The 12,038-nt window shown below is 54.6% G+C and carries 14 protein-coding genes and 2 pseudogenes; 9 read left to right on the plus strand and 7 right to left on the minus strand.

Annotated features, from left to right (window positions below; translation table 11 throughout):
- Window positions 1-103: 103 nt before the first annotated feature.
- A complete protein-coding gene (gene fadE / locus Q3H59_RS16015) occupies window positions 104-2,548 on the plus strand; it encodes an acyl-CoA dehydrogenase FadE (RefSeq protein WP_309835812.1) in 2,445 nt (814 codons plus the stop codon).
- Window positions 2,549-2,583: 35 nt separating this feature from the next.
- Here the strand turns inward: fadE and Q3H59_RS16020 are convergent.
- Window positions 2,584-2,757 (minus strand): annotated as a pseudogene (locus tag Q3H59_RS16020) (hypothetical protein); the annotation flags it as partial.
- On the minus strand, window positions 2,709-2,849 hold the full coding sequence (locus tag Q3H59_RS16025) for a hypothetical protein (protein WP_192415402.1): 141 nt from the start codon (window positions 2,847-2,849) through the stop codon (window positions 2,709-2,711). The gene Q3H59_RS16025 and the pseudogene Q3H59_RS16020, both read right to left, overlap by 49 nt.
- A gap of 213 nt (window positions 2,850-3,062) precedes the next feature.
- Here Q3H59_RS16025 and Q3H59_RS16030 point away from each other — a divergent pair, with 213 nt between their 5' ends.
- From Q3H59_RS16030 to Q3H59_RS16040, 3 genes are read left to right on the plus strand one after another with little or no spacing between them, the layout of a single operon-like run.
- Complete coding sequence (locus Q3H59_RS16030; RefSeq protein ID WP_137385221.1) at window positions 3,063-3,584, plus strand: DUF2778 domain-containing protein; 522 nt, start codon at window positions 3,063-3,065, stop codon at window positions 3,582-3,584.
- Window positions 3,559-3,831, plus strand: coding sequence for a hypothetical protein (locus Q3H59_RS16035; protein ID WP_277974563.1), 273 nt, complete (start codon window positions 3,559-3,561; stop codon window positions 3,829-3,831). The genes Q3H59_RS16030 and Q3H59_RS16035 overlap by 26 nt, the downstream gene beginning before the upstream one ends.
- Window positions 3,832-4,323: a type VI secretion system tube protein TssD gene (locus tag Q3H59_RS16040; RefSeq protein WP_101762526.1), complete on the plus strand. Its 492-nt coding sequence runs from the start codon at window positions 3,832-3,834 to the stop codon at window positions 4,321-4,323. It begins immediately after the preceding gene.
- A gap of 315 nt (window positions 4,324-4,638) precedes the next feature.
- Here Q3H59_RS16040 and Q3H59_RS16045 read toward each other — a convergent pair.
- Together Q3H59_RS16045 and mtnK are read right to left on the minus strand one after the other, a co-directional pair.
- Window positions 4,639-4,725, minus strand: a pseudogene (locus tag Q3H59_RS16045) (hypothetical protein); the annotation flags it as partial.
- Window positions 4,726-4,808: 83 nt separating this feature from the next.
- Window positions 4,809-6,008, minus strand: a complete 1,200-nt coding sequence (mtnK, locus tag Q3H59_RS16050) for an S-methyl-5-thioribose kinase (protein ID WP_137385220.1) — start codon at window positions 6,006-6,008, stop codon at window positions 4,809-4,811.
- Between the two features lie 105 nt (window positions 6,009-6,113).
- Here mtnK and mtnA point away from each other — a divergent pair, with 105 nt between their 5' ends.
- Window positions 6,114-7,133: an S-methyl-5-thioribose-1-phosphate isomerase gene (mtnA, locus tag Q3H59_RS16055; protein ID WP_277974562.1), complete on the plus strand. Its 1,020-nt coding sequence runs from the start codon at window positions 6,114-6,116 to the stop codon at window positions 7,131-7,133.
- 128 nt (window positions 7,134-7,261) lie between these two features.
- Here mtnA and Q3H59_RS16060 read toward each other — a convergent pair whose 3' ends face one another.
- The 3 genes from Q3H59_RS16060 to Q3H59_RS16070 are packed head-to-tail and all read right to left on the minus strand — an operon-like array spanning window position 7,262 to window position 9,100.
- A complete protein-coding gene (locus Q3H59_RS16060) occupies window positions 7,262-7,804 on the minus strand; it encodes an acireductone dioxygenase (protein WP_101762530.1) in 543 nt (180 codons plus the stop codon).
- A 1-nt stretch (window position 7,805) separates the two neighbouring features.
- Window positions 7,806-8,489, minus strand: a complete 684-nt coding sequence (gene mtnC, locus Q3H59_RS16065) for an acireductone synthase (protein WP_277974561.1) — start codon at window positions 8,487-8,489, stop codon at window positions 7,806-7,808.
- Window positions 8,486-9,100, minus strand: coding sequence for a methylthioribulose 1-phosphate dehydratase (locus Q3H59_RS16070; RefSeq protein ID WP_101762532.1), 615 nt, complete (start codon window positions 9,098-9,100; stop codon window positions 8,486-8,488). Before Q3H59_RS16070 ends, mtnC begins: the two co-directional genes overlap by 4 nt.
- Window positions 9,101-9,231: 131 nt before the next feature.
- Here Q3H59_RS16070 and Q3H59_RS16075 point away from each other — a divergent pair, with 131 nt between their 5' ends.
- From Q3H59_RS16075 to Q3H59_RS16090, 4 genes are all read left to right on the plus strand, one after another.
- Window positions 9,232-10,392 carry a pyridoxal phosphate-dependent aminotransferase gene (locus Q3H59_RS16075; RefSeq protein ID WP_101762533.1) on the plus strand — a complete coding sequence of 387 codons (1,161 nt, stop codon included), beginning with the start codon at window positions 9,232-9,234 and terminating at the stop codon, window positions 10,390-10,392.
- Window positions 10,380-11,150 carry an amidohydrolase gene (locus Q3H59_RS16080; protein WP_271460150.1) on the plus strand — a complete coding sequence of 257 codons (771 nt, stop codon included), beginning with the start codon at window positions 10,380-10,382 and terminating at the stop codon, window positions 11,148-11,150. The genes Q3H59_RS16075 and Q3H59_RS16080 overlap by 13 nt, the downstream gene beginning before the upstream one ends.
- Before the next feature lie 132 nt (window positions 11,151-11,282).
- Window positions 11,283-11,594 carry a type II toxin-antitoxin system HigB family toxin gene (locus tag Q3H59_RS16085; RefSeq protein WP_101762563.1) on the plus strand — a complete coding sequence of 104 codons (312 nt, stop codon included), beginning with the start codon at window positions 11,283-11,285 and terminating at the stop codon, window positions 11,592-11,594.
- On the plus strand, window positions 11,591-12,007 hold the full coding sequence (locus Q3H59_RS16090) for a type II toxin-antitoxin system HigA family antitoxin (protein ID WP_137386846.1): 417 nt from the start codon (window positions 11,591-11,593) through the stop codon (window positions 12,005-12,007). The genes Q3H59_RS16085 and Q3H59_RS16090 overlap by 4 nt, the downstream gene beginning before the upstream one ends.
- The last annotated feature ends 31 nt before the right edge of the window (window positions 12,008-12,038 follow it).

Consider the following 12,038-nt stretch of genomic DNA (forward strand, 5'->3'; position numbering starts at 1 on the left):
TGTGTTGTAATTGCGATGTAAACAGATTGATAAATTTTGCCCCATATTCTAAACCTACATCCATAACAGGTCAGACCTCTTACTACTTATGGAGTGGTTCATTATGTTGGTTGCCTCAATCGTTGCGACGCTAATCCTGCTTAGCGTGTTGTTCTACCACCAAATTTCGCTTCAGCTGAGCAGCGCAATTCTGCTGCTGTGGACCGGCGCACTGGCGGCCGCTGACTTATGGACGCCATGGATGCTGCTGCCGCTGGCGATTATTCTGCTGCCATTTAACCTGCCGGTGATGCGTCGCAGCCTGTTCTCGAAACCGGCGCTGCACAGCTTCCAGAAAGTGATGCCGCCGATGTCGCGCACCGAAAAAGAGGCGATCGATGCCGGCACCACATGGTGGGAAGGCGACCTGTTCCGCGGCAAACCGGACTGGCAGAAGCTGCACAACTATCCGCAGCCGCGCCTGACCGAAGAGGAGCAGGCCTTTATCGATGGTCCGGTTGAAGAAGCGTGCCGCATGGCGAACGATTTCGAAATCACCCATGAAATGGCCGATCTGCCGCCGGAGTTGTGGGCGTATCTGAAACAGCATCGCTTCTTCGCCATGATCATTAAGAAAGAGTATGGCGGCCTGGAATTCTCCGCCTATGCGCAGGCGCGCGTGCTGCAGAAACTGGCGGGCGTCTCCGGCATTCTGGCGATCACCGTTGGCGTACCGAACTCACTCGGCCCCGGCGAACTGCTGCAACATTACGGTACCGATGAGCAGAAAGATCATTACCTGCCGCGCCTGGCACGCGGTGATGAGATCCCGTGCTTTGCACTGACTAGCCCGGAAGCGGGTTCGGATGCCGGCGCGATTCCCGATACCGGCGTGGTGTGCATGGGCGAGTGGCAAGGTCAGCAAGTGCTGGGCATGCGCCTTACCTGGAACAAGCGCTATATCACGCTGGCACCGATTGCCACCGTGTTGGGCCTGGCGTTTAAACTCTCCGATCCGGATCACCTGCTGGGCGATACCGCAGAGCTTGGCATCACTTGCGCACTGATCCCAACGCACACGCCTGGCGTAGAGATCGGCCAACGTCACTTCCCGCTCAACGTGCCGTTCCAGAACGGTCCGACGCGCGGTAAAGACATTTTCGTACCCATCGACTACATCATCGGCGGCCCATCCATGGCCGGCCAGGGCTGGCGCATGCTGGTGGAGTGTCTTTCAGTCGGTCGCGGCATCACGCTGCCTTCGAACTCAACCGGCAGCCTGAAAAGCATTGCACTGGCGACCGGTGCCTATGCGCACATCCGCCGTCAGTTCAAAGTCTCTATCGGCAAGATGGAAGGGATCGAAGAGCCGCTGGCACGCATTGCTGGTAACGCCTACGTGATGGATGCTGCCGCAACGCTAATCACTAGCGGCATTATGCTCGGTGAAAAACCGGCGGTGCTATCGGCGATTGTGAAGTATCACTGCACCCATCGCGGTCAGCGCGCGATTATCGACGCGATGGATATCGCTGGCGGTAAAGGCATTATGCTGGGCGAAAACAACTTCCTGGCGCGGGCTTATCAGGGCGCACCGATCGCCATCACCGTGGAAGGTGCTAACATCCTGACGCGCAGCATGATCATCTTCGGCCAGGGCGCGATCCGCTGCCATCCGTGGATGCTGGAAGAGATGAACGCCGCAGCGAAAAACGATTTGGTGACCTTTGACCGCGCGCTATTCAGCCATATTGGCCACGTAGGCAGTAATAAAGTACGCAGCCTGTGGCTGGGCTTAACCGGCGGCCGCACTAGCGCCACACCAACCCGCGACGCCACGCGCCGCTACTATCAACACCTTAACCGTTTGAGCGCCAACCTCGCGCTGCTGTCAGATGTATCGATGGCGGTGCTGGGCGGCAGCCTGAAACGTCGTGAACGTATCTCGGCGCGTCTCGGTGATGTGCTGAGCCAGATGTATCTGGCCTCCGCCACCCTGAAGCGCTATGACGATGAAGGCCGCAACGAAGCCGATTTGCCGCTGGTACATTGGGGCGTGCAGGATGCGCTGCATCAGGCCGAAGTGGCGATGGATGATTTGCTTCGTAACTTCCCGAACCGCATGGTGGCCGGTGCGCTGCGACTGGTGATTTTCGCCGGTGGTCATCACTGCCCGGCACCGTCAGATAAACTGGACCACAAGCTGGCGAAACTGCTGCAGCTGCCTTCTGCGACCCGTACCCGTTTGGGCCGCGGCCAATATCTGGCACCAAGCGCACATAATCCTGCCGGTCAGCTGGAGCAGGCGCTGCAGGATGTGATGGCCGCCGAAGTGATTCACGATCGTTTATGCAAGCAGCAGAAAAAGCATCTGTCATTTACCCGACTGGATGCGCTGGCACAAGAGGGCCTGAAAGCGGGCTGGATTGATGAGAGCGAAGCGCAGGTCTTGATCCGTGCGGAAGCCAGCCGTTTGAAAGCGATTAACGTCGATGATTTCGCGCCGGAAGCGCTGGCGGTGCCAAAGCCGCAGACGAAATCCAACCCGCGGGCCAGTGAAGCCGCTTAAAACACAAAAGCTCCGCATGGAGTAATGCCAGTCAGTTAAGCCTGACTGGCATTTTTTCTTTTGGCTGTCGGGTACTTCCAGGGCCTCTCTTTCTCCACTCTCGGCAATGACCTCTCCCGTCGCCCCGCAGTTTGACTATCTGGTTTTTTGCTGCGCAGCGTCAGCCGGTCATTCTGCAGCCCCTGCTTGATTTCCCGATACCGGAGCTCTCTACTTCGGCGACGGCGCGCACGGCGGCTTCACTGCAGCTGAGTTTGGTGGCGGCGTTCTTAAAATCCTGATCGGTCAGCGTCTGCGACATAACGAATATCCTGTTTGTGTCGCACGTCTTGCGCGAAAGGGGGATTGTTCGTTGAGATTCTCTATCTCTCGTTGTTGTTTTAACAACGCCAATAGCAAAGCGTGATCGTAAAAGCTTTATTGATCACCAACTCTAATTATTTCTGGTCCTGACAATCTGAGGGATGTAACGTAAACATCAGTTACTACATGGATTAAAGGTTAGGGATTAACGATGCCAATTATTGGTAAGATGATTTTGAACGGCGCAGATTTCGTGCCGTTGAATCTGTATGGCGTGGGCGTCTTCATGGCGTTTTCCGGAAAAGGTGCCTACAGAAATATTCCTGCATGTATGGCCGTCCCAAACGTTGGGCCTATCCCACCGGGTAAATACTGGATTGTTGAGCGTGGGAGGGGTGGCCTGCTTTCATGGGCTAAGGCAAAGTCACAGGATTTATATAACCGCGTTTTTAACGGTGCTGAATTTGATCGCGACGAATGGTTTGCTTTATATCGTGACGATCTGAGCATTGATGATGAAACGTGGATTAATGACGTCAAACGCGGATTATTTCGCCTTCATCCCGGCCGCGTATCTGAAGGATGTATAACTCTCCACCTTAATTCAGACTATGCACTAATTCGTAATGCCCTTCTGAGAACAGCGCCGATCCCGGTTCCTTGCATGAAAAATTTAATGGCGCGCGGATACATTGAGGTGGTTGCCGGTGGTTATTCAAACACTTGCCCGTAGAGCGGCCAAAGTCGCTTTTTTTCTCGCGCTGATGCTCGTTGTCGCCCGTACTCTGGGCCCGCCAGAGTTATGGTTTAACGAACAATTAGCCTTGAAAATCGGCCAAATGATCTACGGGAATGAAGAGATTGGAGCGGATCGTTTTTACGACATCTATTTCTACATGTCCGTATGCACAGTGATTCCCATCACGGTTGTTATTTACATTTTAACAATGAAGTTAATCAAAAAAATAAGGAGCAAATAAATGCCAATTCCTCCGTATATGTGGCTTAAAGACGATGGTGGCGCGGATATTAGAGGTTCTGTCGATGTTCACGAACGTGAAGGCAGCATTGAAATTATCGGCCTGAGCCACGGTATTAACCTGCCGGTAGACACCGCTAACGGCAAAATAACCGGCACGCGCCAGCATTCATCAATGATGATCGAGAAAGAGGTGGATAGCTCAACGCCTTATCTCTATAAAGCAGCGGCCACCGGCCAGACGCTGAAAAGCGCCGAAATTCGTTTCTACAACATCAGCGATGCGGGCCAAGAGGTGTGCTATTACACCGTGCTGATGGAAAACGTGAAAGTCACCGGCGTTAACTGCGGCGTGGCCAACACAAAACTGTCGGGCAATGACAAGCTGAACCACACGGAAAGCGTCAGCCTGCAGTATGAAAAAATCACCTGGCGTATTGTGGATGGTAATATCCAGTACACGGACGCATGGAACGAACGTCCTTCTGCGTAATCCGTTAGTAATTAACTTTCACTCAGCAAATAAAGCTTTTCCAAAGAACTTCGAAGAATTTTAAGCCTTGCCACAGTCTGAACGTGACAAAATGATCGCAAGCGCTGATGTTTTTAGCATCGACTTAAACGTTCACACCGATAAGATTGTGCGTGGCCGCCTGGATGACATCAACGCAGGAAAATTACTGTCATTGAATCGTCCCTTCAGCTGTTACCGAATGAGCCGGGTGTTGAACACATCGTTATGAAGCTAAAAAATCCAGCTTAAACGTGAAATAAAAAAAGCCCCGGAAACGGGGCTAATGCCAGTCAGTTAAGCCTGACTGGCATTTTTTCTTTTGGCTGTCGGGTACTTCCAGGGCCTCTCTTTCTCCACTCTCGGGAACGACCTCTCCCGTCGCCCCGCAGTTTAACTATCTGGTTTTTTGCTGCGCAGCGTCAGCCGGTTATTCTGCAGCCCTGCTTGATTTCCCGACGCCAGCATTAACCCGCCTGACGAATCCGCGCAATCAGCGCATCCACATCAGCAACATGATCGGCAGCCAGAATCAGCGTGCGTCCCAGCGTGATACAGCTGCGAATACACTCGGTGCGCATGGTCTGATCTTCAATCTGTTTGAAATCCGCAACGTGAGACATTCCCACCGTGCGGCGGATCAACTCGGTACCGCAATAACCCAAGGTATCGCGCCACACTTTGCGCAGGAAAGATTCGGCGTAACCGGGATAGGCCAGCGCCACATCGCGGGTTTTCTCTTTCGCCAATTCCAGGAAGCGGCTGGCAAACTGATTACAAATATCCTGCACGTCACTCAGACGACGTTCACGCCCTTCTGCTGCCTCACGCGGTGCCAGCAAGCCCGGCAGGCAGCAGTAGTTGATCAGCAAGTTGCCTATCGCGCTGCCGACATCAAAACCTATCGGCCCAAAGTAACCAAACTCCGCATCAATCACTTTCAGGCTGCCATCGGCGACAAAGATGGAACCGCTGTGTACATCGCCATGCAGCAAGGCTTCCGCATCGGCGAAGAAACGGTGTTTGAGACCGGCCACGGCGATTTTTAGCGCATCGTCGCTGCGCAGGCTGACCACCAGCGATTCCAGTGCCGCAGGATATTTGTTGCGCTCATGGTCAATAAACGGATCGTTGAAGAATAAATCTTCGGTGATTTCGCACATTTCCGGATTAATGAAACGCGCCACTTCGGCTTTTTTCTTATGCGGATGCAGGAAGAAATCGGAGGTATGGAACAGCGTCTGCGCCAGATATTCGCCAACCTGACGACCGGCCTGCGGATAATACGCACCCTTCACCAATTCGCTCCGCCAGATACGATGACTGGAGAGATCCTCCATCACCATCACCGCCAATTCGGCATCGTAATGAGTGACGTTGACGGTGTGCTGCGGGCAATGTTTGTAGTGCTCAATCAACGTCTGCGCTTCGAGACGCGCACGATCCAGCGTGAGTGGCCAGGATTCACCGACACAACGTACATAGGGCAGCGCCTGTTTTACCACCACGCGGCTGCGGCCTTGATTATCGAAAATTTTAAACACCAGGTTGAGATTGCCATCCCCGATCTCCTCGGCGCTCACCAGCGCTGACGGATCGTCCACGCCGCCAAATTGTTGAGCATATTCCACAGCATCGGCAGCATTGAACGTACGGTATTGCGACATTGCCTGTTCCTCGATTATCGATAGTAATAAGCCGTTCAGACGTCTATACATCCGCTACGCATGTTGGCACAATAGCCAGCATTAACGCAACAGGGATTTCACACCATGCAAACACTTCGTACCACCAGCCTTGAGGTTCGCGATAATCAACTGTGGATCCTTGACCAGCAGGCGCTGCCACAACAACAGAACTGGCTGCCCGCGCACAGCGTCGCGCAGTTGGTCGAACACATTCATGCCTTGCGCGTGCGCGGTGCGCCGCTGATTGGCCTCTCAGCCAGCTTGCTGCTGGCGCTGCTGGGTGAGCAAGGCGCAGCGCGCGCAGAATTAGTGACGGCGCTTGAGGTGCTGCGCGCGGCGCGCCCAACGGCGGTGAACCTGATGAATAACCTTGATCGCATGAAAACTGCGTTGGCCGAAAGTGATTTCGTCACGGCGCTGAGCCGCGAAGCACTGCGTCTGGTGGCCGAAGATAAGCAACTGTGTGACAACATCGCCCGCGCCGGCAGCACGCTGGTAAAACCGGGCAGCCAGCTGCTGACGCACTGCAATACCGGTGGGCTGGCGACGGCCGGCGTCGGCACGGCGCTCGGCGTTATCGCTTATGCCCACCAGCAAGGTTTGGTGAAAAATGTCTGGGTGGATGAGACGCGGCCGCTGCTGCAAGGTGGCCGTTTAACCGCGTGGGAGCTGGGTGAGCTAAACATTCCTTATCAGCTGATTACCGACTCAATGGCCGCCAGTCTAATGGCGCGCGGCGTGGTCGATGCTATTTGGGTCGGCGCGGATCGTATCGCAGCGAATGGTGATGTCGCTAACAAGATTGGCACCTATAGCCTGGCCGTGCTGGCGCACTATCACGGTATTCCGTTCTACGTCGCCGCACCGCACACCACGCTGGATAGTCAATGTCCAAACGGCGACGCCATCCCTATCGAGCAGCGCGCCGCCAGCGAAGTGACCGGCGTTGCAGGCAGTTTTGGTAGCGTGCAGTGGGCACCGGAAAGTGCGGCAGTCTATAACCCGGCCTTTGATGTGACGCCAGCGGCGTTGATTAGCGGTTGGGTGCTGGATACCGGTGTGGTAACGCCTGCGCAGGTAGAGGAAGGGATATTTTTGCCGTAAATAGGCGCAATTTTCCCCTCACCCCGGCCCTCTCCCGCAAGCGGGCGAGGGGGAAAACCATACTTGCCTGTTTGCACGATCGGTTCCCTCTCCCACTTGTGGGAGAGGGTTAGGATGAGGGCATAAAATCACGCCAAACGCGGATACGCATCAGCAATCTTATCGCCGGTGAAATTCGCGACCCAGCCTTCCTGATTATCGAAAATGCGGATCGCGGTAAAGTGCGGCTCAGAACCCATATCAAACCAGTGCGCCGTGCCAGCGGGCACCGAGATCAGATCATTCTTCTCACACAAAATCTGATACACCTCGCCCTCCAGATGCAGACAGAACAGCCCTGAACCTTCAACAAAGAAGCGTACTTCATCTTCGCTATGCGTATGTTCGTTAAGGAACTTGGTGCGCAGCACCTCTTTCTGCGGATTATCCGCACGCATGCTCAGCACATCCCAGCTCTGATAGCCCTTCTCGGCCACCAGACGATCAATCGCATGTTGATAGGCGTTGATAACCGTCTCTGCATCAGGATCCGCACCCAAATCGCGATCGGCTTCCCAGCGTTCAAAGCGCACGTTTTTCGCGTTAAGACGCTCGCGAATCGCCTCGGCATCGGTGCTGTGCCACACCGGTTGCTGGGCTTCGGTATCGGTAAAAATGGTCAATGCACTCATGTTAAATCGACTCCGGTTTAATCTGGGAAAAATCGTTGACCTGGTAATGACGACTGGCGTTATCCGCCGCGCCACGAATTAACTGCACGGTATGCCAGCCCGCATCCGCTGCCGCATCCAGCTCCTGATGAATATCCGACAGGAACAGCAATGACGCAGGCGCAAGGCCGATTTTTTCGGCGATATTGCGATACGATTGCGCTTCACGTTTCGCGCCGACGCCGGTATCAAAATAGCCGCTGACCAGCGAGGTTAAATCACCTTCATCGCTGTAGCCAAATAACAGTTTTTGCGCGGCGACCGATCCCGAGGAATAAACATACAGGCCAATCCCCTGCTGCTGCCAGCGCGCAAAAGCCGGCAGCACGTCGGGATAGAGGTGGCCGGTGAACTGGCCTTCAACGTAGCCGGCGCGCCAAATCATGCCCTGCAGGGCTTTGAGGCCCGGTGATTTGCGATCCTCATCGATATAATTCGTGAGTGTGGTAATCAGCTCCTCCAGCGTGGCCTGAGGCGCAGCGGACTCTGCACGCACCGCGTTGAGTGCGGCGGCGACGTTTTCATCGGTATGATTTTCCCGCACGTACGCCGCTAAATGCTGACGCGCATAAGGGAACAATACCTGATGCACAAACTGGATATCGCTGGTGGTGCCTTCAATATCGGTAACAATGGCGCGGATCATTTGGCCTCCAGCAGGCGACGTTGCAGTTCACATTCAAACAGAAATTCCAGACCTTCCAGATGGCGACGCGCTTCGTTCACGTCCTTGCCCCAGCAGGTCAAACCGTGGCCGCGCAGCAGAAAACCATATTGCAGCGGCGTAGCGGCGGCAAAAGCTTCAATGCGCTGCGCCAGCGCCGTCATGTCTTGATCGTTATCGAACAAGGGAATGGCGATGGTGTTCAGATGCGTCTGCTGCCCGGCCAGCGTTTTCTGCATCTCATAACCACTGAGCAGCAGCGCATCGCCCTTCTCCACCCGCGACAGCACCGTCGAGTTGACCGTGTGCGTATGCAGCACCGCACCCGCCTGCGGAAACAGGCGATAAATCAAGGTATGCAGACCGGTCTCCGCCGAAGGCGTGCGGCCCGATGGCACGGCGTTGGTAGCGATTTCAACCTGGATAAAATCATCGCGCGTCAAGCTGCCTTTATCTTTGCCGGACGCACTCAGCAGACAATACTCCGCGTCCTGCCGCACCGACATATTACCGCCGGTCGCAGGTGCCCAGCCTTTGCCACCAATCCAGTGGCAGGCGGCCACTAAATGTTCCAGTGGAAGAAAATCCGTCATAGCGATATACCGACTCCGCAGATTAGTTTAGACGTCTAAGCGTCTCGATTGCCAAATGTTAACATCCTGTTTATAGTGGCAGCAACACAGGGTTTCTCCGCAACGACATTCGCGCTTAAGGCCACAAAACAATGACGCAGCACAACCTGATCCCCGAGAGCAAATTACCGGCGCTCGGCACCACCATCTTTACGCAAATGAGTGCGTTAGCGCAGCAGCACAACGCCATCAACCTGTCGCAAGGCTTCCCCGATTTTGACGGTCCGCGCTATTTGCAGGAGCGCCTGGCGCATCACGTGAGTCAGGGCGCCAACCAATATGCACCGATGATCGGCGTACTGCCACTGCGTGAGGCGATTGTTGAGAAAACCGCTGCGCTTTACGGCCACACGCCTGACGTCAACAGCGATATCACCGTGACGACGGGCGCGACCGAAGCGTTGTACGCAGCGATCACCGCGCTGGTGCGTCAAGGTGATGAAGTGATCTGCTTTGACCCAAGCTACGACAGCTACGCGCCTGCGGTGCAACTGGCGGGCGGCGTGTTAAAACGCATCGCCCTGCAGCCGCCGGGTTTCCGCGTTGACTGGCGCGAATTTCGCGGCCTGCTGAGCAGCAAAACCCGCTTAGTGATCCTGAACACGCCGCATAATCCGTCCGCCACCGTGTGGCGCAAAAGCGATTATGCCGAGCTGTGGCAGGCGATTGCGGAGCAGGAAATCTATGTGCTGAGCGACGAAGTGTATGAGCACATCTGTTTCACTGAAGAGGGCCACGCCAGCGTGTTAGCGCATGCTGAACTACGTCAGCGATCCATCGCGGTGTCATCCTTTGGTAAAACCTTCCACATGACCGGCTGGAAAGTGGGTTACTGCATTGCCCCGGCGGCGATCAGCGCTGAAATCCGTAAGGTGCATCAATATCTGACCTTCTCGGTGAATACGCCAGCACAGCTGGCGATTGCCGACATGCTGCGTCAGGCGCCTGAGCACTATCGCGAACTGCCAGAGTTCTACCGCGCGCGCCGCGATCGCTTTATCCAGGCGCTCTCCGCCAGCCGTTTCAAGCTGCTGCCGTGCGAAGGCACTTACTTCCTGCTGGTCGATTACAGCGCCATTTCCGATCTGGATGACGTGAGCTTCTGCCAGCTGCTGACCAAAGAAGTCGGCGTGGCGGCGATTCCGCTGTCGGTGTTCTGCGCCGAACCTTTCCCGCACAAGCTGATTCGCCTGTGCTTTGCCAAACAGGAAGCGACGCTCGACGCCGCTGCGGAGCGCTTATGTCAGCTTTGAAAATTACCGTTCTGCAGGAAACCCTGAGCTGGATGGATGGCGCGGCTAACCTGCGTCATTTCGACGGTGTGCTGAAAGGCATTACAGGCCGCGACATCATTCTGCTGCCGGAAATGTTCACTACCGGTTTTGCTATGGAAGCTGCCGAAAGTTCGCTGCCGCAGGATGACGTCGTGGCGTGGCTGCACGCGCACGCGCAAACCAGCAATGCGTTAGTCGGCGGCAGCGCCGCAATCCAGACGGAAAAAGGCGCGGTGAACCGCTTCTTGCTGGTCGAGCCAGACGGCACGTTGCATCAGTACGACAAACGTCACTTGTTCCGCATGGCCAATGAACATCAGCACTATGTGGCGGGCGAAACACGTGAAGTATTTGAGTGGCGCGGCTGGCGGATTCTGCCGCAAATTTGCTACGACCTGCGCTTCCCGGTTTTTTCGCGTAACCACAACGATTACGATTTGGCGCTGTATGTCGCCAACTGGCCGGCACCGCGTGCGCTGCACTGGCAATCGCTGCTGTTAGCCCGTGCAATTGAAAACCAGGCTTATGTCGCCGGTTGTAACCGCGTCGGCAGCGATGGCAATCAGCATCAATACAGTGGCGACAGTCGAATCATTTCACCGCTGGGTGAGATTCTGGCGAGTGGAGAGCCCTTTGCGCGTGCGCGTCTTGATGCGGAGCTTTCGCTGGAGGAGCTGCAAGCCTACCGCGAACGCTTCCCGGCTTGGCGCGATGCGGATGGGTATACGCTGAAGTAGCCTCTTTGCCGCGTGGACGCTGCGCAGCACATTTTCCCCTCTCTTAAAAACCCGCTAAAATTTTGTTTCCTGCTTGGAAACATGGCATTGTTGCGCTACCATGTTTCCATGTTGGAACATGTCGAGGGAATGATGCACGTTATCTCAAGGAAAGTGTTTACAGAAGCGACACGGAGTTTTCCAAATGATGCAGCAGCATTGGATGCCACTTATCGAACTTTAAATGGCAACGATTTTGCCGATCCAGATGCGCTCAGAGCCTTTTTTCCAAGTCTTGACCGAATGAAATACCGGGCGAAATGGTGGGTGATTAACGTAGGCGGAAATAATCTCAGAGTGATGTTTTTTGCTGATTTTATAGCCCAACGAATCTTCATTAAACACGTTGTAACGCATGCCGAGTATGACAAATGGGTAAAGCATTATCGGGAGAACAAAGAATGATTGCCGAAGCCATCCAGGCCAGCAACAATCTGATTAAAGCCGTCCCGCTGCTGGGCGGAAGTAACGCCAAAGCTGATTATGAGCAGGCGTTAGAACTGGTGGAGTATCTGATTGAACATCAACCTGATCATCCGCTGATTGAAATGCTCACCGATAAAGTGGCGAAATATGAAGATAGTGCGCCGGAATTTGCTGCGTTCAACGCGCGTGTCACTGCATTACCTGGCGGTGTCGCGTTACTGCGGGTGTTGATGGATCAACATAATCTCAATCAGTCATCCTTCGTGAATGAAATTGGTCAGCGTTCTTATGTAAACCGAATTTTGAAAGGAGAACGTTCGTTGACAGACAAACACAAAGCCGCGCTGGCTAAACGTTTTAACCTGCCTTTCGAAGCGTTTCGCGAAGATTAATAAGAGGAAGCCGCAGCAGAGAAATCCGCTG

The sequence above is a fragment of the Pantoea sp. SORGH_AS_0659 genome (assembly GCF_031453915.1).
Taxonomy (GTDB): domain Bacteria; phylum Pseudomonadota; class Gammaproteobacteria; order Enterobacterales; family Enterobacteriaceae; genus Pantoea; species Pantoea leporis.